A 20,808-nucleotide genomic window follows, 5' to 3' on the forward strand; every position below is an offset into this window, starting at 1 on the left:
GCCCCCATGGTAGGTGGGTGGCCGGCGCCGGGCGGGCGTGCGCAGGTGGCCCCGGACACGGATGTGACCAGCCACATCCCTCCTGCAGGCGCATCATCCCTGGTCGGGGGTGTCGGGCGGGGCGTTCTGGGGCACGCTGTGCAGCATGGCCCGTGAGATCCCCGAGGTTGTCCGCGCCGCCGCCGGTCTGGCGGCCACCGTGCTCGACGAGGCGCGCAAGCTGCCCGAGACCCTGCCCGGCGTGCCCGTGCGCGTGATCGGCATGGCGATGCAGCACGCGATGAAGGTGCAGCAGACCTACGCCGGGTTCGTCGCCCGCGGCGACGAGCTCCTCGTCGGGCTCCGCGGCGAGGCAGAGCCGGGTCTGGCGACCTTCGACGACGACGTGGAGCCGCCCACCGGCTACCGCGGCTCCGCCTTCGACCGGGTCGCCGACAGCGGCACGATCACCGACGAGGAGGTGGCCGAGCTCCCCGACGACCCGGCCGCCGACGCGGTGGTCGCCGCCATCGACGACCTCGGGGAGGAGCTGGTGGAGGACCTCGCCGACGGGCTCGAGGAGCTCGCCGACGGCGCGGGCGAGGCCCAGCAGGCCCTCACCGACCTGCCGGTGGAGGAGGCGCCGAGCACCGACGAGGTGCTCGACGAGCTCGCCATCGACGAGGTCGTCCCCGAGGTGCCCGACACCGACCCGCTGGACCAGGGGCCCGCGGACGCGCTCGCCGCCGACGACGCGGTGGTCACCGAGGACGCCGGCGCCCTGGAGCGGGCGCTGCTGGAGTCCGAGCCCGCTCCGGCGGCTGCTGCCGAGCAGCCCGACGGTGGTGAGAGCGTCGACGTGCTCACCGCCGACGGCGAGGTGGCGACCGTCGACGCGGCGGTCACCGACGAGGGCATCGCCGCCGTCGAGGAGCCGCAGGAAGGCGCCGGCACCGACGAGACGGTCGCGGCCACCGACGGCACCGCCACCGCCGCGACGGGCACGAACGCCGGCCCGGACGTCGCCGTGGACGAGAGCGGCAGCCCGGTCGCCGCCGCCACCGGTGTGCGGACCGACGTGGGCGGCACCGACACCGCCGGGACCGACGCCGCGATCGACGAGGGAGCGGCCGTCGGCGCCGTCGGGGAGGGCTCCGCGGCACCGACCGACGACCCCCAGGGCGGCAGCGAGCTGTCCGGCGCCCAGGCCGCCGGGGCGGCGCCCGTCGACGGCTACGACAGCTTCTCGATCGCCCAGCTGCGCGGCCGTCTGCGCGGCTACCAGCTCAACACGGTCTCCGACCTGCTGGCCTACGAGCAGGCCACCCGCGCGCGCGAGCCGTACCTGCGGATGCTGCGCAACCGGCTGGAGAAGCTCGAGGAGCAGGCGGTCGAGGCCAGCCCGCTGGCCCCGCGGGGCACCTGAGGGACGGCCCCTGCCCCGGTCGGACCGGTGCGGGGGCAGCCCAGGGGGTGTCGGTGCCGTCTGACACCCTCAGGTCATGACCGCCCCGTCGTCCCCCGAGTCGCCGTGGCCGGTCCGCACGGTGGCTCGCAAGGTGGCCGACTGGATCGGCCGGCTGGGCGAGGTCTGGGTCGAGGGGCAGGTCGCCCAGCTGTCGCGGCGGGGCGGTGCGGCCACCGTGTTCCTCACCCTGCGCGACCCGGCGGCCGACCTGTCGGTGCCGGTCACCTGCCACCGCGAGGTCGCCGAACGCCCCGGCCTCGAGCTCACCGAGGGCGCCCGCGTCATCGTGCGGGCCCGGCCCGACTACTACGTGGCCCGCGGCTCCTTCTCCCTGCGGGCCACCGAGATCCGCGCCGTCGGGCTGGGTGAACTGCTCGCCCGCATCGAGCGGATCCGCCGCCTGCTGACCGCCGAGGGCCTCTTCGCCGCGGCCCGGAAGCGGCCGCTGCCCTTCGCACCCGGCGTCGTGGGGCTGATCACCGGCCGGGACAGCGCCGCCGAGCGGGACGTGCTGGTGACCGCGCGCCGGCGGTGGCCGGCGGTGCGCTTCGCGCTGCACCACTGCGTCGTGCAAGGGCCACAGGCGGCCGCGAACGTCATCGAGGGGCTGCGGAAGCTGGACGCCGACCCGGCCGTGGAGGTCATCGTGATCGCCCGCGGCGGCGGCTCGGTCGAGGACCTGCTGCCCTTCTCCGACGAGGGCCTGGTGCGCGCCGTCGCCGGCTGCCGCACCCCGGTCGTCACCGCCGTCGGCCACGAGACCGACACGACGCTCGTCGACCACGCGGCCGACGTGCGGGCCGCCACCCCTACCGACGCCGCCCACCGGATCGTGCCGGAGATCGGTGAGCAGCGGCGGCTCGTCGACGGGCTGCGCGCCCGCGCCCGGCACCTGGTCGCCGCCCGGCTGGAGCAGCAGGAGCGCTGGCTGGAGTCGGTCCGCAGCCGGCCGGCGCTCGCCTCCCCCGACCGGCTGCTACACGGCCGGGAGGAGGACGTCGAGGGCCTGCGCACCCGTGCCCGCCGGACGCTCACCCACCGCGTCGAGGCGGCGGAGCGCGACCTGGAGCACGCCCGGGCACGGGTGGCCGCCCTCTCCCCGGCCGCGACGCTGGACCGCGGCTACGCCGTCGTGCAGCGGGCCGACGGCGCGCTGGTGCGCGATCCCGGCGACGTGGCCGACGGCGAGCTGCTGCGGGTGCGGGTCGCCGGCGGCCAGCTCCCCGTCCGCGTCGACCGGAGCGCGACCGCCTCCCCCGGCACCGAAGCCACCACCGTCCAGGAGGACCCCGCATGAGCGCCGACGAGCGCACCCCCGAGCCGACGACCACCTACGAGCAGGCCCGGGAGGAACTGGCCGACGTCGTGCGGCGGCTGGAGGCCGGCGGCCTGACCCTCGAGGAGTCGCTGACCCTCTGGGAGCGCGGGGAGGAGCTGGCCCGGGTCTGCCAGCACTGGCTCGACCGGGCCCGCGAGCGCCTGGCCGCCGCCGCGCCCGGCGAGGAGCCCTGAGCGGCTCCTAGGCCGGCCCGCACTGCCGCGACAGCCCGCGACGGAGGAGCTCAGGCGGGAGAACGCACCCCGGCGTCCGGGGCGATCACGAGGCCGGCCTCGGCGAAGGCCGCCAGCACCCGGTCGACCCGCTGCTGGAGCGCGGGAGACCCCGGCGCCCCCTCGTCGAGGCAGCGGGCCAGCACGTCCCGCACGTCCACCCCGGCGGGGGCGGCGGGGATGCGCGTCACCATGCCGCACGCGCACGACCCACCCTCGGCCGGGGCCCGGTGATCACTACGGGGGCACTCCTCGTGTGGCGGCATCCGGGGTCTCCTCGTGGACGGTCGGGTCAGTGGCTGATGCCCGACAGCGTCACCCCTGCCGGCCGTCCCGGCCCGCGACGCACCGGGGCGTCACCCTCTCGTGACCTGCGTCGCACGCTGTACCCCCTCGCGGGTCAGCCCTGGAAGGGGGCGACCGCCGCGGCCACCTCGCGCAGCTCGTCGTCCGCGGCCGAGCCGGTGACGACCAGCGTGACCCCGTCGGCGACCCGCGAGAACGCCGTCTCGCCCCGCTGCGTCGTCGACCGGGTCCACCGCTCGCCGTCGATCTCCGCCCCGCCGTCCTCCGTCGCGCCGTCGAGCACGGCGTCGACGGCGTCGGCGTCCGCGTCGTCGCTCACCACGTATCCGGCGTAGTCACCCGCCGGCGTCACGTACCCCAGCTGCACGGTGACCGGCGCCCCCTCGGGGCCGGTGCCGGCATCGGTGCGCACGCTCGTCGGGCGGTAGTCCTCACCGAGCGAGGGCACCAGCAGGGCGTACTCCGACTCCGCCTCGGCCAGCCGCAGCGTGCTCGTGGGGTCGATCTCCCGCACCGGGTCGTCCGGGTTGTTGCGGAAGGCCTGCCAGGCCACGATCAGCAGGCAGATGACCACGAGCGGGACGAGCGAGCGGAGCATGTTCGCCGCGCTCATCCGGTTGGCCCGCTCGGCGGCGGACGGCGGCGGCGGGACCTCGGCCTCGGGCCCGGCCACGTCATCGGGGTGCTGGGGACGCTGGCTCGTAGGGCCGGATCCGGTCATGCCCCTAGGATCGCAGGTGAGCTCTCCCCCACCGCCGCCCAGCGCCCGTGCGGCCTCCTGTCGATCCGGTTCTGCCGGAGCGGCCGGTCGCAGGGTCGCCCCGGCTCCGTCCCGGGCCCCACCCCGAGCTTGCGAGGGGTGGGGAGGACGGGGTCCTTCTCCAGGAGGTCCTGTGTCGCTCCCCTTCCCCGACGCCCCCGTCTCCCCGGCCTCTGGGCGCCCGTTCAGCGCCGATCGACCGGCGCCCGACCGCAACCTGGCCATGGAGCTCGTGCGGGTCACCGAGGCGGGCGCCATGGCGGCCGGTCGCTGGGTGGGCCGCGGCGACAAGATCGGTGGTGACGGCGCGGCCGTCGATGCGATGCGCGCGCTCATCGGCACGGTGAGCATGAAGGGCGTCGTCGTGATCGGCGAGGGCGAGAAGGACGAGGCGCCGATGCTCTACAACGGCGAGCAGGTCGGGGACGGGCAGGGGCCGGAGTGCGACGTCGCCGTCGACCCGGTCGACGGCACCACGCTGATGGCCAAGGGCATGCCCAACGCCATCGCCGTCATGGCGGTTGCCGAGCGGGGCGCCATGTACGACCCGTCGGCGGTCTTCTACATGGAGAAGCTGGCCACCGGCCCGGCCGCGGCCGACGTCGTGGACATCACCGCGCCGGTCGCCGAGAACATCCGGCGCATCGCGAAGGCCAAGCGCAGCTCGGTCGGTGACGTGACCGTCTGCATCCTCGACCGCCCGCGGCACGAGCAGCTGGTGCACGAGGTGCGCGAGGCCGGGGCGCGGATCAAGTTCATCACCGACGGCGACGTCGCGGGCGCGATCGCCGCCGCCCGCGAGGGCACCGGAGTGGACCTGCTGCTCGGCATCGGCGGCACGCCCGAAGGGATCATCACCGCCTGCGCCCTCAAGTGCATGGGCGGCGCGCTCCAGGGCCGGCTGTGGCCCAAGGACGACGACGAGCGGCAGAAGGCGCTGGACGCCGGGCACGACCTCGACCGCGTCCTGCACATCGACGACCTGGTGCGCGGCGACGTCTTCTTCGTGGCCACCGGCATCACCGACGGCGAGCTGCTGCGCGGAGTCCGCTACAGCGCCGGTGGGTGCACCACCCAGTCGCTGGTCATGCGCTCCCGGTCGGGCACCATCCGCTCGATCGACAGCCTGCACTCGCTGGAGAAGCTGCGCGCCTACTCGGCCGTACCCTTCGACCGGGAGCCCTGACCGGGGGGCACGCCGAGTGGGGCCCGGAGCGCTCCGCCCAGCGGCTCCGTGCCAGCGAGGACGGCACCTGGCCGCGGTGCCATCCACGAGGATCGCGGTGTCATGGCAGGTGGCGCTGGGCCAGCCGGTCCATGAGCGCACGCCAGCGGCTGGGGTGCTCGCCCGGCGCCAGGCTGCGCAGCCGCAGGTCGCCGAAGACCGTGCGGGCGTGGACCACCACCACCGGCGTGCCCGCCAGCCGGGCCACGGGCGCCAGCTCGACCCTGCGGTCGCCGAACACCGTGCGGCCCAGCAGCTCGGCCTCCACGCCCTCGGCGACGATGACGTCGACGGTGCCGAACACCGTGCTCACGTGCAGGTCGAGCCGCTCCTCGCCGGTCCGCAGGCCGCGCAGGTCGATCCGGACGTCGCCGAACACGGAGCTCGCCCGCCGCGGTGGCGTCGCCGCCACGGTCAGCACGATGTCGCCGAAGACGCTGCTGACCTCCTCCTCCGGCGTCCGCCGCCCGACGATCTCGACCGGTGCCGGGGCACCCGCCGGCAGGTCGGCGACCAGCACGTCCAGCTCGGCCCGCGTGACCGCGGCGTAGGCCGACTCGGCCCGCTGGGCGAACTCGTCGAGGTCCAGCCGGCCCTCACCCACGGCCGCCTGCAACCGGGCGACCACGGCCTCGCGCTCGGCATCCGAGGCGCGGAGGACCGGGGCGCCGGCGTCGTCGCTCACGTCGGGAGACGCTACCGAGTCCCCGTGCCCGGGACGCCCAACCGGGGCGCGGGATCCCGGGTCACGCCAGCTCGGTGCAGGCCATCACCGTGTAGGCCTTGACCCGGCCCCCGCAGGTGCTCGCGTACTGCTCGTAGGCCGACAGCGGCGGCGACTCGTACATCAGGTCGTCGCAGGCCTGCAGCTCCCCGTCGAAGCAGCCCTGCGCGTAGGCGTCGAGGATCGGGTCCGGCCCGAGGTCGCCGGGCTCCACCGGCGGGAACTCCTCGACGCCCCCGCCCGGCGCGCCGGCGTACCAGCCGCCCATATCCTCGTCCAGGTACTCGCCCGCGTCCTCCATCTGCGCCCGCGAACCCTCGACCATCCCCTCGCGGATGCCGTCGGTCAGCGCCGGGCCGAGCTCCGCCGCCACGGCCCGGCCGACGTCCTCCGCGCCACCCAGCACCACGGCGCTCAGCAGCAGCGTGGTGGCCGCGGCCCCCACGGCCAGACCCCCCACCGCCGCGCCCGCGATCGCCCAGCGGCCACGGTGCGACGGCGCGGCAGCGACGGCCGGCGCGAGCTGCGCCGGCGTCGGCGTCGGCTGCCAGGCGGCGGCGGACGCCCAGTCCGGCGCCGGCTGGGCACCCGGCGCCGGCCAGTCCGCCGCCGGAGCCGGCCAGCTCGGATCGCCCTGCTGCTGCGGGGACGACGGAACGCCGGCGTCCGGCGTCGGGGGCGGCTGGGACATGGGGCCCTCCTCGGGGGCTCGTGCCGGCTCGGCACCGTGGCAGCGCACAGCACTGCGGCGCGCACCCCTCTCCTCGGCGGCCCGCGCGAGGGCGGGACCGACCGGCACCCCCACGGGTGTCTAGGGTCCCGTGCGGAGCACTGTCACCATCCACACCACCGGGAGCACAGCGTGGCCCAGCAGAACGGCGCAGCGCAGGACGGCAGCGGTCAGGACACCCCCGACTTCCGCATCGAGCACGACTCCATGGGAGAGGTCCGCGTTCCCTCCTGGGCCAAGTGGCGGGCGCAGACCCAGCGTGCCGTCGAGAACTTCCCCATCTCGGGCACGCCTATCGAGCGGGAGCTGATCGGGGCGCTCGCGGCGATCAAGGGAGCGGCGGCCGCCGTCAACGCCGACCTCGGCGTCCTCGACCGGTCGATCGCCGACGCCGTCACCGAGGCGGCCGGGACCGTGGCCCGCGGCGACTGGGACGCGCACTTCCCCATCGACGTCTTCCAGACCGGCTCGGGCACGTCGAGCAACATGAACACCAACGAGGTCATCGCCTCGCTGGCCACCGAGTCCCTCGGCGCGCCGGTGCACCCGAACGACCACGTCAACGCCTCGCAGTCGTCCAACGACGTCTTCCCGTCGGCGATCCACATCGCCGCCACCCGCGCCATCGTCGTCACCCTGATCCCGGCGCTGCGGCACCTCGAGGCCTCGCTCGAGCGGAAGGCGGAGGAGTTCGCGGAGGTCGTCAAGAGCGGCCGCACCCACCTCATGGACGCCACCCCGGTGACCCTCGGCCAGGAGTTCGGCGGCTACGCGGCCGCCGTCCGCTACGGGATCGAGCGGCTGGAGGCCTCGCTGCCGCGCATCGGCGAGCTGCCCCTCGGTGGCACCGCCGTCGGGACCGGCATCAACACCCCGCCCGGCTTCGCCGCCGCGATCATCGAGAAGCTGGCCGGCCAGATGGAGCTGCCGCTGACGGAGGCCCGCAACCACTTCGAGGCGCAGAGCTCCCGCGACGCGCTGGTCGAGGGCTCGGGCCAGCTGAAGACGATCGCCGTCGGCCTGATCAAGATCGCCAACGACCTGCGCTGGATGGGTTCCGGCCCGCGCACCGGGCTCGGCGAGATCGCCCTCCCCGACCTGCAGCCGGGCAGCTCGATCATGCCGGGCAAGGTCAACCCGGTGATCCCCGAGGCGGTGATCCAGGTCGGCGCCCAGGTGATCGGCAACGACGCCGCGGTCACCTACGCGGGCACCACCGGCGTCTTCGAGCTCAACGTGACCTTGCCGCTCATGGCCCGCAACATCCTGGAGTCGATCCGGCTCCTGGCCAACGTCAGCCGGCTGCTCGCCGACCGGTGCGTCGACGGAATCACCGCCAACGTGGAGCAGTGCCGCACCTACGCCGAGTCCTCCCCCTCGATCGTCACGCCGCTGAACAAGTACATCGGGTACGAGGAGGCGGCCAAGGTCGCCAAGCAGTCGCTGGCCGAGCAGAAGACGATCCGCCAGGTCGTCGTCGAGCGCGGCTACGTGGAGCAGGGCAAGCTCACCGAGGCCCAGCTCGACGAGGCGCTCGACGTCCTCTCCATGACCCACCCCTGACGTGGCTCCCGTCGGCCACCCCTGCGGGGGTGGCCGACGGACCGCGGGATCAGTCCAGGGCCGCGGTGAAAACCTTGCGGGTGCCCGGCGAGGCACCCACCGAACGCTTGAAGGCAACGAGCCCGATGTTCGGCCTGCCGTCCTTCTCACTCGCCGGTCCCAGGTCGACCAGGCGGGCCCCGCTCTCCAGGGCCTCCCGGTAGACCAGGTACGCGAGCAGCTCCATGGGTGAGTGCGCCAGGTCGCCGTCGGGGGCATCGGCCCAGTGCACGACCTGGTGGACGTCCTCCAGCGCCCGGTAGACGACGGCACCGGCGACGGGCCGCCCGTCCAGACGCAGCAGCCGCATCTGCACCCGGTCGGGAAACGCCTCGGAGACCCGGGCCAGGTAGTCGCGCGCCAGCGGCAGGGGCCGGCCGTGCGAGGTGCGGTTGTCGGCGAGGATCCGGTGCAACGTCGTGAGGTCCTCGCCACCGGTGACCTCCACCAGCTCCCACGATCCGCGCAGCGCCGCCCGCACGTACCGCCGCTTGCGCTCCTTGAGCAGCAGCAGCGGATCGACGACCCCGGCCAGGTCGACGTGCATGTTCAGGTCGCAGCGCTCGACGGTGAAGCCGCAGTTGAGGAGGACGTACTCCACCAGCGGCTCGGCAGCGGAGTACGCCACCGGCCGCGCCCGGACCTCCACCCGTCCGACCCCCTGGGCCCGCAGCGACGCGAGGGCGCTGGAGACCAGGTCCACGAGATCGGTGACGGCAGGGTCGTCGCGCACCAGGTCCAGCCCGCCGAACGGAGCGCTGTGACCGGACACCAGCGCACCGTCGGTCAGGACACCGTCCAGCACACCCACGAGCGGGCCTCCCGGGCGGCGGTGCTCGTGCCGCCAGCGCCGGTCCACGGGTACGTCGTTCAGCTCGTGGAAGCGCGCGCCGCAGTAGAGCAGCCCACCTCCCAGCAGCGGCTCGGCCAGGCCCGGACCAGTCACCTCAGCGGGCCGGCCGCGCCCGGACGGCGATGTTCGCCCCGTAGTCGGCCGGGAGTTCGTCGCCGAGGTCGTTGAGCGCCCGGATGAGGGCCGGCGGGAAGTCCAGCATCATCGCGTTCGGCAGCGGCTTGAACAGCATGCCCCTACGCTCGATCGGCTCGAAGCCCGCCGACCGGAGGTCCGACTCCAACTGCTCGAGGCTGTACACCCGCTGGTGCCCGACCAGGTGGTCGCGCGGGCTCAGGCTGTCGAGCTCCGGCTGCAGGCCCATCAGCACGGCGAGACGACGGTGCAGCGACCGCTGGTTGGGGACCACCACGACGAGCTCCCCCTCCGGGGCCAGCCAGGTCCGCAGGTGGTCGGCGAGCGCGACCGGGTCGTCCACGTGCTCGAGCACGTGCAGCGCCATCAACTTGTCGCAGGGCTCGTCCGGTCGGAACTGCTCGAAGAGGGCCTCGGCGACCTCCACCCCCGGGTGCTCCGCGCGGACCCGGTCCGCCAGGCTGGGGGCACCCTCGACGACCAGGTACCGGCGCGGCAGCGGGGCCAGCCGGGAGAGCGTCACGCCCTCGCCGAAGCCGAGCTCGACCACGAAGTCGTCCGGGTCCACGAGCGTGGCCAGCCAGCTGCAGCAATGCTCCTGGAGGGCGTCCTCGATGAACTTGTCAGGGACGTCGTCGTTGAGGTGGTAGCTGTGCGCGATGCGCTCCAACTCGGCCGTGCGTGCGTCCAACGACTACTCCTCCGGGGACCTGGGGCCATGCCTGTCGCGAGCGCGGACCCGGTCCTCCCGGGCCCCCATCAGCCTGCGCCGCGGCCTCGCGCCGCGGCCTCGCGGGGCGGGCGACACCGGCGCGGCACCACGCAGCCACGGTAACCGAAGGAGCACCCGTCGCCGGGGACGTCGCGGCAACGGCTAGCGTCGTCGGGGTACCAATCCGCGCGCTCCCTGGACCGGAGGTCGGCATCGCCGTGCCCGTGCCCTTCAACGAGACAGCGCGCGAGTACCAGGCGCTGCAGGCCCAGCTCGAGGATGCCGTCCTGGCCGTGCTCCGTGGCGGGTGGTACGTGCACGGCTCCGAGCACGCCGCCTTCGAGGCCGAACTCGCCGCGTTCCTCGGTGCGCCCCACGTCATCGGCGTGGGGAACGGCACGGACGCCCTCGAGATCGCGCTGCGCGCCGTGGGCGCCGGCCCCGGCCGGGAGGTCGTGACCGCGGGAAACGCCGGGGGGTACGGGGCCGCGGCAGCCAGGGCCGCCGGAGCCGAGGTCGTCGTCGCCGACGTGGACCCGCACACGCTGCTGCTGGACCCGGTGAGCGCGGCCGCGGCGTGCACCGCCCGCACCGCTGCGGTCGTCGTCACGCACCTCTACGGGCGCACCGCCGACGTGGCGGCGCTCCGCGCCGGCCTGCCCGCACACGTGGCGGTGCTCGAGGACTGCGCCCAGGCCATCGGCGCGGACACTCCGGCCGGGCGCTGCGGGACCGTCGGCGACGTCGGCACGTTCAGCTTCTACCCGACGAAGAACCTCGGTGCGGTCGGTGACGGCGGCGCCGTGGTGTGCCGATCCCCCGAGCTCGCCGCGCGGATCCGGGCGCTGCGCCAGTACGGCTGGACCGAGCGCTACGTCGTCGGCGTGCCCGGAGGGCGCAACTCCCGGCTCGACGAGCTGCAGGCCGCGGCGCTGCGGGTGAAGCTGCCGCACGTGACCGCGTGGAACGCACGTCGCCGCGAGATCGTCGCCGCGTACGCCGAGGCGGCCGTGGGAACCCGGCTGGCCCTGCCGGCGCCGGGCCCCGGGGACGTCGGCCACCTCGCCGTCGGGCGCCACCCGCAACGGGGGGATCTCGCGCGCCGACTGGCCGGGCTCGGCGTCGCCACTGCGGTCCACTACCCGGTCGCGGACCACCGTCAGGCGGCGCTCGGTGCCACGCCTGGGCCCACCGGGGCGGCGGAGGCCGAGCGCGCATGCGCCGAGGTGATCAGCCTGCCGTGCTTCCCCTACCTGACCGACGCCGAAGTGGAGCAGGTCTGCACCGCGGTTGCGCGGGTCGCCTGACTCAGCCGAGCTGATCCGCGACGGCCAGCCCCTGGACCACCTGGTCGTTCATCGAGGCGACCCCGAGCCCGAGCAACCCTCCTGTCAGGAGCGCAGCCGGGCAGGCCGCCGCCAGTGCGTCACGCGCGGCGGCGTCGGCGGCCACCGCCGACGCCGTCGGGATGATGACGGCGCCGGGAGCCGCGATCACCCTCAGGACCCGGACCACGGATCCGGGATCCCCGCTGACCTCGAGCAGATGAGTCAGCTCGTCCACCAGCTCGGTGGAGACGTCGTGGCCCGCCCGGTGGCGCTCCACGACGGCAGGCCCCGCCTCGACCACAACCCGGTGCCACTCCGGGTCCCGCCCGGCCTGGACGTCCTGGTCGGTGACCCGGTAGGCGCCGTAGTCCGGGTCCAGCACCGACAGGCAGCCGACAGGGGCCCCGATCGATCGCCCCCGCACCAGGCAGCAGAGGGCCAGGACCGAGGCGCCGGTCGGACGTTCCCGGGCGGGCAGGCCGAGCAGCGCCTGCAACCGTTCGACCCCGACGCCGAGGACCGGCCGCGCCGCCACCCAGCGCCCCCCGTCGGCGGTGCCGACCTGCCAGCCTCCGGGAGCGGGCGCCAGGGACTCCACGGCCGCCTGGCTGACGGTGACGTGGGGCAGCGCCGACAGCCGGCGCTCCAGCGTGCGCACCAGCTCCCCGACGAAGCCCGTCGAGGAGGTCCAGAAGGGATGCTCACGCAGGCCGGTGGGCCGACCGGCGCAGGCGTCGGCCACCGTCTCCGGCCAGAACAACGGCAGCCACGCGGCGCGGTGGTACCGCGCCAGCAGCCCGTCGCCCGCCGGGCCGGCCAGCTTCGCGAAGAACGGCTCCACCAGGCGTCGCTGGACGGCCGCACCGTGGTTGAGCTCCGCGGCCTCGCGGTACGTCAGCGTGTCGTAGGCCGGCGAGCTCACCTTGTGCGCGGCGTGGCGCGGATCGTCCCGGGACATCGGGGCCGGGCCGGTCAGGCCGCCGGCGGAGAACACCTCCAGCCGGTCGGCGACCAGGTGGTCCGGCCAGCGTCGTCCCCCGACGAGGACCTCCGGCGTCGGCGTCCGGACCCACGGGACCTGTGCTCGCAGCCAGCGGTCGACCAGGTCCGTGAAGCGGGTCCAGTCGTAGCGGACCTGCGGCTGGTAGCCGGCGAGGTCGGGCGTTCGCTCCGGGCCCGCCCCCCCGCTCTCGACGAGCACCATGCCGATGTCGAAGTCCGTGTCGTCGACGCGCATGCCGCGGAAATGGCCACCCGGGGAGCGCCCGTCGGTCACGAGCACGACCTCCCGGCCGGCCGCACCGAGCTCGGCGGCGGCCACCAGGACGGCGAGGTTGTTCCCGACCAGGAGCGCCTCAGGCACCAGCCGGCTCCGCGTCCACCCAGATCTCGGAGCCCAGCTCCGGGAGCAGCTCGGCCAGCCGGTCGAACCCGTCCAGGAGCTCAGGGGTCAGGAAACCGTCGTCCACCAGGCGTTGCATCTGCGCGTGCGTGAACGGCTTGACCAGGATGCTGCCGCGGTGGCGGACGACGAAGCCGGCGCGCGCCAGCTCGGCCTCGAGTCCGGCCTGGTCGTACACCGTTCGCTGCTGCATCGTCCGCTGCGTGTCCGACTCGGTGGCCGGGTCGGGGATCAGGCCCATGGCGACGGCCAGCAGGCGGTGCAGGGACCGCGCGCTGGGCACGTTCACGTGGGCCACCGCGCCGGGTGCGCAGGCAGCGCGGACAGCGGCGAGCAACCGCTGCGGGTCGGGCACCTCGTGCAGCAGGCAGCTGACCACCACCATGTCGAACGGCCCGCCGAGCTCGCTGACGTCGACGTCTTCGGCGAATCCCTCCACGACCCTGGCCCGGCCGACGTCACCGGCCAGCCGGCGGGCGTTGTCGGCGAAGGTCGGTGCGGGCTCGACCACCACCGTCTCCACGCCGGGGAGGTCGACGAACAGGGGCAGTTCCCCGCACCCGACCTCCAGCAGCCGGCGCGGGGCGTGCGCGGCCACCCGCGCCAGGACGCACCGGCGGCGGTACCGGACCTGCACGGGTTCGAACGGCAGGGCGCGGTACTGCACCGCGTAGTCGACGAGGTCGCGCCGGGCGCTGGTCACGACGATCCGCCTCTCCTCGCTCCGGACCGCCCCCGGCATCGCGAGCCGAGGAGGGCGCGCGCCGGGGTCGCGGGCGCCCCGGACCCTAGCCGGGGGCCCGCGGCCCCACGATCCGACACCCTCAGCAGGAACAAGTTCCCCAGCGACACCACGGGAACCGGCTCCTCCCCCGGGGAGGCGCCCGGTCCTGTTGGCTGTAGGCGTGACAGTCGAAGACCCGGGCGCTCCTCCTCCCGGTGAGCGCCGCAGCAGCCCGTGGGGCCGGCGGGCAGCGGACAAGGGATGGCCCGAGGGCGGGGCCGCGCTCGGCTGCCGGATCGTCGAGCTCCCCCGGATCACCGATCCCCGGGGCAACCTGACCTTCATCGAAGGGGAACGGCACATCCCCTTCGCCGTCCGCCGGGTCTTCTACCTCTACGACGTCCCTGGCGGCGAGTCACGGGGCGGTCACGCGCACCGGGAGCTCGAGCAGCTGATCATCGCGGTGAACGGCAGCTTCGACGTCATCGTCGACGACGGCAGCGAGCACGAGCGCTTCTCCCTCAACCGGTCCTACTACGGCCTGTACGTGCCCCGGATGATCTGGACGCACCTGGAGAACTTCTCCAGCGGGAGCGTCAGCCTGGTGGTGGCCTCCCTGGAGTACGAGGAGTCCGACTACTACCGCGACTACCAGGACTTCCAGCTCGCCAGCACCTCCCAGGCCGGGGACCGCCGGTGAGCGGTCCGCTGGTGAGCGTCCTGGTGCCGACCTACAACGGCGAGCGGTTCCTGCGCCGGGCCCTGGAGTCGGCGCTGACCCAGACGTACCGGGACATCGAGGTGATCGTCGGGGACGACGGCTCCGTCGACGGCACAGCGGAGATCCTGGCCGCCGTCGAGGCCTCCGACCCGCGGGTCCGCGTGGTCCGCCGGGAGCAGAACGTGGGCGCCTTCGACAACACCGCCGGCCTCGTCGGGGAGGCACGGGGCGAGTACGTCAAGTATCTGCTCCACGATGACCTCCTGGCACCCGAGTGCATCGAGACGCTCCTGGCGGGGATCCGTTCGCGGCCCGGCATCTCGATGGCCTTCTCGCACCGGGCGATCGTGGACGCCGAGGAGGCACCGATCCCGGGACGGCAGCCGGCGCTGCTCAGCGACCAGCCGGGCGTCATCACCGGCGAGCGCCTCGGCAGCGCCGTCCTGGAGTCGTGCCGGAACGTGATCGGCGAGGTGACGACGGTGCTGTTCCGGCGCGCCGACATCGACCTCGGATCCCTCTACCGGCTCGACGGTCGGCGGCTGCAGGCGAACGCCGATGTGGCGCTCTGGCTGCGGCTGCTCAGCCGCGGGGACGCCTACTACAGCCCCCGGACGCTCAGCAGTTTCCGCCAGCACTCGGGGCAGCAGTCCGCCCGGCCCCGGCTGCACGCGCTCGGGGCCCGCGAGTGGCCGCTCCTGATCGACTGGGGACGGCGCCACGGGTTCCTGCCGACACAGGCCGAGCAGCGCCGCGCGCACACCGCGGCGCTGACCATGGCGGCCTCCGTGTACGCCGCGCTCCTAGATCCCGCGGACAGCGCGCACGCCCTGGAGGCGGTCTTCCTGTCGACGGCCCGGCTGGTCGAGCTCGACGGGCAGGTCCCCGTGGCCGGGGGCCGACCGCTGTGGGAACGGGCCCACACCTCCGCAGTCCTGGACCGCTTCGCTCGCGAGCTCGACGTGTGGGCCCAGACCTATCCCGTCGCCCTGGCCGCACCGGAGCTGGACGCCGCGGAGGTCGACGCCACCGTCCAGGCGTTCCGCGAGGTGCGGACCACCAACGCAGCCAGGAGCCTGGTGCTGGCCGTGCGACCACCGCTCGTCGACCAGGCCGTCCCCCTGATCGAGGCCGCTCTCACGAGAGGCCCCGACATCGACGTCGAGCTGGTGCCGACCGAGGACCCGGCGTCCCTGCTCGCCGAACCGTGGCTGGCCGTCGCACCGCACGGCAGCACGTGGCACGACGGACGGGCGACGGCGGTGTGGACCTTCGACCCGGCAGCCGGCCGCCACTGAGGGGGGTCGGCCGACGGATCGTGGCCGGGTCCGGCGAGGCGGGACGTCGACGTCGTGCGCCGCGCCCGAAAGTGAGTAGCGTCTTGAAGCGATGAGCGAGACAACGAGCGCCGGTGACGCAACGACCCCTGACGTCACCCTGCGCTACCCCGGTGGAGAACTGCCCCTGCCGCTGAAGAGCGGGACCGAGGGCGCCGACGGAATCGACACCAGCAAGCTGCTGGCGACGACCGGCAAGGTCGCCCTGGACATCGGCTTCGTGAACACGGCGTCGTGCACCTCGGCGATCACCTACATCGACGGTGACGCAGGCATCCTGCGCTACCGCGGCTACCCGATCGACCAGCTGGCGGAGAACTCGAGCTTCCTCGAGGTCACCTACCTGCTGATCCACGGTGAGCTGCCGACCGCCGACGAGCTGGCCGCCTTCGACCAGAAGCTGCGGCGGCACACGCTGCTGCACGAGGACCTCAAGCAGTTCTTCAACGGTTTCCCGCGGGACGCGCACCCCATGCCGGTGCTCTCCTCGGCCGTCAGCGCGCTGTCGACCTTCTACCAGGACTCGCTGGACCCCTTCGACGAGGACCACGTGGAGATCAGCACGCTCCGCCTGCTCGCGAAGCTGCCGACGATCGCCGCGTACGCGTACAAGAAGTCGGTCGGTCAGCCGTTCCTGTACCCGGACAACTCGCTGGGCCTGGTGGAGAACTTCCTGCGGATGACGTTCGGCTTCCCCGCCGAGCCCTACGACGTCGACCCGGACCTGGCCAAGGCGCTGGACATGCTCTTCGTCCTGCACGCCGACCACGAGCAGAACTGCTCGACCTCCACGGTCCGGCTGGTGGGGTCCTCGCACGCGAACCTGTTCGCCTCGGTCTCCGCCGGCATCAACGCGCTCTTCGGCCCGCTGCACGGCGGGGCGAACCAGTCGGTGCTGGAGATGCTGGAGGCCATCCGGGCCGACGGCGGGGACATCCCGCGCTTCGTCGAGCGGGTGAAGAACAAGGAGCCCGGCGTCAAGCTCATGGGCTTCGGCCACCGGGTGTACAAGAACTACGACCCCCGCGCGGCCATCGTGAAGTCGACGGCCGACACGGTGCTCGACAAGCTCGGCGGCAACAACGAGCTGCTCGACCTGGCGCGCCAGCTCGAGGAGATCGCGCTGAAGGACGAGTTCTTCATCCAGCGCAAGCTCTACCCGAACGTCGACTTCTACACCGGGCTGATCTACCAGGCGATGGGCTTCCCGACACGCATGTTCACCGTGCTGTTCGCGCTCGGCCGGCTGCCCGGCTGGATCGCGCAGTGGCGCGAGATGATCGCCGACCCGAGCACGAAGATCGGGCGTCCCCGGCAGCTCTACACCGGCGCGACCGAACGGGACTACGTCCCCCTCGACGCGCGCTGAGCGAGGACCCCGCCCCTCGTCCCTCGCCGGCCCGGGACGGGGCCTGACCGGGCCGGGTGACCCTCCAGGTCACCCGGCCCGTTGCGTCCCCGGGCGCGATCCCTACGGTGGGTGCGACCCCGCTCTCGGAAGGACCGCGCATGGCCGAGCTCCCCGACGAGGACCTCCTCGTCCTGCCGCCCATGCCCTTGGCGACCGGCCGGTTGCTGGAGCCCGACGGCGACGGCCCGCCCGTCCGCATCACGAAGCTGGAGTTCGTCGTCTCCACAGAGGACGGCGGCGAGCTGCGGATCCCCCTGGAACACCGGCACGGCGCCTGGTGGGCGCCCTGAGCCGCCTGCTCGGCGACTCCCCCCAGGTTCACCCCACCCCGAACGGGTGATCTCCTCCCCCTCGTTCTTCAAGCACCTCCCCCGGCGTGTCGATGGATGTGCGGAGAGCTCCTGACCACAGCAGCACCAGGAGCCCCATCCGTCACGACGAGATCGCCCGGGGGACGCAGTGCCTGCTTCGCGGACACCCGGGCGTGCGGCTGCCCCGCGCACCGCGCGGTCCACCAGCGCCGGCCGCACCGCGGCCGGCACCCGTTCCGCCCCCCGGTCGTCGGCTGCCCGCACCTCGTCGGCCCGCAGCGGCGCGAGCGGCGGGAAGCGCTCCCCGGCCCGACCGCCCCTGACCCCGGCGCAGGCCGCGGCACTGCGCGACGCGCTGGCCCTGCGCCAGGCGGCCGCCGCCCGCCCCGGCGTCACGCCCGAGCAGCTGGCCGCGGCCCGGGCGGCCGTCGCCGCCCGCTCCGGCGGGACCGGCACCCGCTCCGGTGGCACCGGCAGCCGCTCCGGTGGCGCCGGCGCGCGGCGCCCGGCGCCCGGGTCCGCGGCCGGCCGTGGGCGCCCTGCCACCGGCCGGGCCACGACTCGACGCACCCCCAGCCGACGGCGGCGCAGCGGCCGCACCCGGCGTCCCGGTTCCCGCTGGTCGGCCCGCCTCGGCGTCATCGCCACCAGCGCCCTCCTCATCCCGGCCGCCCTGGCGGTGCTGCTGCCCGGGACGCAGTCGCCCGACGGCGGCGGCGCCGCCCTCGACCCCACGGCCTTGGCGCTCACCGCACGCAGCTCGCTGCTGGAGCAGGCGGACCGCTACCACCGGCTGGCCGATGAGGCCGGACTGGCCCGCGACCGGCTGACGGACGCGCTGAGCGCCGAGAACGCGGTGCGCGCCGAGCTCGCCACCATGCGGCACGCCGTCGGCGCCGGCGCGGCGGAGCTCTACCGGGCCGACGGCACCAGCCGGTACCCGGTGCTCGGGCTGGACCTCGACCGGCCCGGTACCACCTCCGCGACGTTCACCCGGGTGGCCATCGCCGACCGGGCCGGGCGGGCGCTGGAGGGCAGCGTGGTCCGGGCGGAGCGCGCCGCCGCCCGGCTGCAGGCAGCCTCCTCCCGCGTGGCGGACGCCCGCGCCGCCCTGCGGGTCGCCGAACAGCGCGCCGCCGGCGTCCTCGCCGCCGTGCGCGACGAGGTGGGCGAGCTCTCCCCCGAGGTCACCGGCCGGCTCGCCGGTCTCGGGGCGATCCCCGCGGCCGGTCCCCAGCAGCAGCGCAACGAGGCCGCCACGCGGCGCTGGCAGGACTACCTCGGGCGCCTGGCCGGTGCGGGGCTCGTGCCGCCGCCGGCTGCCGCGCTGGCCGATGCCGCCACGTTCCCCCCGGGCCTGTCCCCGGCACTGGACGCCGACGGCCGGCCGATCCCGGGCGTGGCCTGGGCCGTCATCGGCAGCGAACCGGTGACGGTGCTGCCGGCCGAGACCGTGGCCGCGGTCAGCAACGCCCTCTCACAGCTCGGCAAGCCCTTCGTCGCGGGGACCGCGGGGCCGGAGACCTACGACTGCGGTGGCTTCACCGCCGGCACCTGGCTGCTGGCCGGGTACGCCCTGCCCGGTGACCCCGCGGCCCAGTGGGCAACCGGCGCACCGGTGCCGGCGCGCGACGTCCAGATCGGCGACCTGGTCTTCGCCCCCGGCGGGCAGGACGTCGGCATCTACCTGGGCGACGGGCAGGTCATCGGCGCCTCCGCCGCCTCCTACCAGGTGGCCGTCCGCTCGATGGCGGCCGGCTCGTCGGCGGTGCGGGTGACCCTGCCCCGCCCGGTCGAGCCCAGCCCGGCGCTCCCCGCCGGCGGCGGGACCGGCGCGTGCGGCGCTCCCCTTCCGGCGCCGGGCCCCGTGAGCCCCGCGTGGGGCGGCTGGTCCAACGGCCGGATCCCGGCCGAGGCGCTGTGCCGGCTGGGGGTGGCCGGGCACGCGCTGCGGTGCGACGCGGCCGCCGCCTACGCCCAGCTGGACGCCGCCTTCACCGCCGAGTTCGGCACCCCGCTGCACCTCACCGACTCCTACCGCTCCTTCGGCGGCCAGGTGGCGGCCTACTACGCCAAGCCCACCCTGGCGGCCGTGCCCGGGACGTCGAACCACGGCTGGGCGCTGGCGATCGACCTCGGCGGCGGGATCAACGTGGCCCACACCCCGCAGTGGAACTGGATGACGGCCAACGCCGCGCGCTTCGGCTTCGTCCAGCCGGAGTGGGCCCGGCCCGGTGCGGAGAAGCCCGAGCCCTGGCACTGGGAGTACGGCTACATCTCCTGAGCGGCGGGCGGCCGGCGGCTCTCAGAGCCAGGGCAGGTCGACGACGTCCCGCCAGGGCAGCGTCACGCTGGCCTCGCTGGCCTGCCCGGCCAGCCGTTGGGCCACCCCGGGATCCGCGCAGACCACCGGCCGGTGCGGGGTCACGACCACGTGCATGTCGGGCAGCGCGAGACCCGCGGCGGCGATGCGCTGCCGCATCAGCTCCGGGGCGACCAGGGCCGCCGACGCGAGCACCGGCACCGCGCGGTGCGACCACAGCGCCAACGGCCCCTCGACACGCAGCTCCGGTGACACCTCGTGGGCCCGGCCGGTCGCCGCGGAGCGGACGCGGTGCAGCTCCACCGTGCGCGCCGAAGGTGAGGGAACCCAGGGCACGGCGAGTTCGCCGCGCACGACGACGACGGTCCAGCCCACCGCCGTCTCGGACCGGTCCGACCAGTCCAGCACGGCGATCCCCTCGCCCGCCGCGGCCGCGTCCGTCACGGGCCGCCGGGCCACCCACGTGCCCAGCGCAGCGGCGATGCCCGCGGTCGTGCCCGGGATCCCCGCCCGGCTCATGTCCTCGGCGAGGTCGGTCAGCGGCACCCGCTGCACCCGTTCGTCCTCCTCGACGTGCAGCACGGTGCCCGCACCCGGTCGCCGGACGAGCCCCAGGCGCAGGCGCTGCGAGGACAGCCGCGGCAGCAGCTGCGCGGCCACGTCGTGCAGGTCGACGACGTCGACGGGCGCGGTCCGGAACCGCTGCAGCAGACGCGTGGACGAGGTTGTGCCGAACGGTCCGGGGGTCACGGGCGGTCCCCGGCACCGAGGAGGGGGCGCAGCCGGGCCGGCAGCGCCGGCAGGCCGAGGACCGCGGCGAGCTCGGCCCGGCTGAGCCGGACCGGGAGGACGTCCTCGTCCCACCCGGTGGCCAGGCGGACCCGTGCGGTGGAGGCGGGCCACACCGCCTCGCGCGCGGCGGCCACGTGCAGCTCGGTCAGCACGTCGTGCAGGTGGATTCTGGCCACCGGGTGCACGGCGCTGTCGTCCAGGGCGGTGCGCACGGATGCGGCGAGCAGCTCGCGGGCGGTCGCGTCCAGCCAGTGCGGCACGAGCGCCGGGCACCCGGCGTCGCCCGCGGGCAGCGCGCTCACCGGGCACCGCTCCGGTACCACGCCCTGGGCCCCGGGCCCGGCGCATGGGCCGGGCGGCGGTTCCTCGGGCGGGGTGTCACGAGGTGGATATCGGCAGGCTCGGACCGACTTC

21 protein-coding genes are annotated in these 20,808 nt (G+C 74.8%); 11 read left to right on the top strand and 10 right to left on the bottom strand.

What is annotated here, in order from left to right; genetic code table 11:
- The first annotated feature begins 145 nt into the window (after window positions 1-145).
- The 3 genes from ACI8AG_RS13715 (at window position 146) to ACI8AG_RS13725 (ending at window position 2,959) form a co-directional block, all read left to right on the top strand.
- The gene (locus ACI8AG_RS13715; RefSeq protein ID WP_456597479.1) at window positions 146-1,405 is read left to right on the top strand and encodes a hypothetical protein; all 1,260 of its coding nucleotides are present in this window, start codon (window positions 146-148) and stop codon (window positions 1,403-1,405) included.
- A gap of 76 nt (window positions 1,406-1,481) precedes the next feature.
- Window positions 1,482-2,744, top strand: coding sequence for an exodeoxyribonuclease VII large subunit (gene xseA, locus ACI8AG_RS13720; RefSeq protein ID WP_456597480.1), 1,263 nt, complete (start codon window positions 1,482-1,484; stop codon window positions 2,742-2,744).
- Window positions 2,741-2,959 carry an exodeoxyribonuclease VII small subunit gene (locus tag ACI8AG_RS13725; protein WP_456597481.1) on the top strand — a complete coding sequence of 73 codons (219 nt, stop codon included), beginning with the start codon at window positions 2,741-2,743 and terminating at the stop codon, window positions 2,957-2,959. The genes xseA and ACI8AG_RS13725 overlap by 4 nt, the downstream gene beginning before the upstream one ends.
- A gap of 50 nt (window positions 2,960-3,009) precedes the next feature.
- Here the strand turns inward: ACI8AG_RS13725 and ACI8AG_RS13730 are convergent, their stop codons facing one another.
- Window positions 3,010-3,192, bottom strand: a complete 183-nt coding sequence (locus tag ACI8AG_RS13730; protein WP_456597482.1) for a hypothetical protein — start codon at window positions 3,190-3,192, stop codon at window positions 3,010-3,012.
- 206 nt (window positions 3,193-3,398) lie between these two features.
- Entirely contained in the window at window positions 3,399-4,025 is a 627-nt protein-coding gene (locus tag ACI8AG_RS13735; RefSeq protein WP_456597483.1) for a DUF4245 domain-containing protein, read from the bottom strand.
- A 172-nt stretch (window positions 4,026-4,197) separates the two neighbouring features.
- Here ACI8AG_RS13735 and glpX point away from each other — a divergent pair, with 172 nt between their 5' ends.
- A complete protein-coding gene (gene glpX / locus ACI8AG_RS13740) occupies window positions 4,198-5,250 on the top strand; it encodes a class II fructose-bisphosphatase (protein WP_456597484.1) in 1,053 nt (350 codons plus the stop codon).
- Window positions 5,251-5,350: 100 nt separating this feature from the next.
- On the opposite strand, the gene ACI8AG_RS13745 is transcribed toward glpX, so the two are convergent.
- Both ACI8AG_RS13745 and ACI8AG_RS13750 read right to left on the bottom strand, forming a co-directional pair.
- Window positions 5,351-5,974, bottom strand: coding sequence for a DUF1707 domain-containing protein (locus ACI8AG_RS13745; protein WP_456597485.1), 624 nt, complete (start codon window positions 5,972-5,974; stop codon window positions 5,351-5,353).
- 61 nt (window positions 5,975-6,035) lie between these two features.
- The gene (locus tag ACI8AG_RS13750) at window positions 6,036-6,704 is read right to left on the bottom strand and encodes a hypothetical protein (protein WP_456597486.1); all 669 of its coding nucleotides are present in this window, start codon (window positions 6,702-6,704) and stop codon (window positions 6,036-6,038) included.
- 171 nt (window positions 6,705-6,875) lie between these two features.
- Here ACI8AG_RS13750 and ACI8AG_RS13755 point away from each other — a divergent pair, with 171 nt between their 5' ends.
- Window positions 6,876-8,306: a class II fumarate hydratase gene (locus tag ACI8AG_RS13755; RefSeq protein WP_456597487.1), complete on the top strand. Its 1,431-nt coding sequence runs from the start codon at window positions 6,876-6,878 to the stop codon at window positions 8,304-8,306.
- A gap of 49 nt (window positions 8,307-8,355) precedes the next feature.
- On the opposite strand, the gene ACI8AG_RS13760 is transcribed toward ACI8AG_RS13755, so the two are convergent.
- Window positions 8,356-9,291 (bottom strand): GNAT family N-acetyltransferase, encoded by a 936-nt coding sequence (locus ACI8AG_RS13760; protein ID WP_456597488.1) that lies wholly within the window; start codon window positions 9,289-9,291, stop codon window positions 8,356-8,358.
- Between the two features lies 1 nt (window position 9,292).
- Entirely contained in the window at window positions 9,293-10,024 is a 732-nt protein-coding gene (locus ACI8AG_RS13765; RefSeq protein WP_456597489.1) for a class I SAM-dependent methyltransferase, read from the bottom strand.
- A 239-nt stretch (window positions 10,025-10,263) separates the two neighbouring features.
- Between ACI8AG_RS13765 and ACI8AG_RS13770 the strand changes: the two genes are divergently transcribed.
- Window positions 10,264-11,352: a DegT/DnrJ/EryC1/StrS family aminotransferase gene (locus ACI8AG_RS13770; protein ID WP_456597490.1), complete on the top strand. Its 1,089-nt coding sequence runs from the start codon at window positions 10,264-10,266 to the stop codon at window positions 11,350-11,352.
- Window position 11,353: 1 nt separating this feature from the next.
- On the opposite strand, the gene ACI8AG_RS13775 is transcribed toward ACI8AG_RS13770, so the two are convergent.
- Together ACI8AG_RS13775 and ACI8AG_RS13780 are read right to left on the bottom strand one after the other, a co-directional pair.
- Window positions 11,354-12,736 (bottom strand): hypothetical protein, encoded by a 1,383-nt coding sequence (locus ACI8AG_RS13775; protein ID WP_456597491.1) that lies wholly within the window; start codon window positions 12,734-12,736, stop codon window positions 11,354-11,356.
- On the bottom strand, window positions 12,729-13,478 hold the full coding sequence (locus tag ACI8AG_RS13780; protein WP_456597492.1) for a class I SAM-dependent methyltransferase: 750 nt from the start codon (window positions 13,476-13,478) through the stop codon (window positions 12,729-12,731). Before ACI8AG_RS13780 ends, ACI8AG_RS13775 begins: the two co-directional genes overlap by 8 nt.
- Window positions 13,479-13,680: 202 nt before the next feature.
- Here ACI8AG_RS13780 and ACI8AG_RS13785 point away from each other — a divergent pair, with 202 nt between their 5' ends.
- From ACI8AG_RS13785 to ACI8AG_RS13805, 5 genes are all read left to right on the top strand, one after another.
- A complete protein-coding gene (locus tag ACI8AG_RS13785; protein WP_456597493.1) occupies window positions 13,681-14,199 on the top strand; it encodes a sugar 3,4-ketoisomerase in 519 nt (172 codons plus the stop codon).
- Window positions 14,196-15,518: a glycosyltransferase gene (locus ACI8AG_RS13790; protein ID WP_456597494.1), complete on the top strand. Its 1,323-nt coding sequence runs from the start codon at window positions 14,196-14,198 to the stop codon at window positions 15,516-15,518. The genes ACI8AG_RS13785 and ACI8AG_RS13790 overlap by 4 nt, the downstream gene beginning before the upstream one ends.
- Window positions 15,519-15,609: 91 nt before the next feature.
- Entirely contained in the window at window positions 15,610-16,926 is a 1,317-nt protein-coding gene (locus tag ACI8AG_RS13795) for a citrate synthase (RefSeq protein WP_456597495.1), read from the top strand.
- A 140-nt stretch (window positions 16,927-17,066) separates the two neighbouring features.
- A complete protein-coding gene (locus tag ACI8AG_RS13800; protein ID WP_456590946.1) occupies window positions 17,067-17,258 on the top strand; it encodes a hypothetical protein in 192 nt (63 codons plus the stop codon).
- Window positions 17,259-17,427: 169 nt separating this feature from the next.
- Entirely contained in the window at window positions 17,428-19,563 is a 2,136-nt protein-coding gene (locus tag ACI8AG_RS13805; protein ID WP_456597496.1) for an NlpC/P60 family protein, read from the top strand.
- A 21-nt stretch (window positions 19,564-19,584) separates the two neighbouring features.
- Here the strand turns inward: ACI8AG_RS13805 and ACI8AG_RS13810 are convergent, their stop codons facing one another.
- Both ACI8AG_RS13810 and ACI8AG_RS13815 read right to left on the bottom strand, forming a co-directional pair.
- A complete protein-coding gene (locus ACI8AG_RS13810; protein ID WP_456597497.1) occupies window positions 19,585-20,352 on the bottom strand; it encodes a hypothetical protein in 768 nt (255 codons plus the stop codon).
- Entirely contained in the window at window positions 20,349-20,696 is a 348-nt protein-coding gene (locus ACI8AG_RS13815) for a hypothetical protein (protein WP_456597498.1), read from the bottom strand. Before ACI8AG_RS13815 ends, ACI8AG_RS13810 begins: the two co-directional genes overlap by 4 nt.
- Window positions 20,697-20,808: the final 112 nt, after the last annotated feature.

The organism is Blastococcus sp. SYSU DS0552 (genome assembly GCF_054050815.1).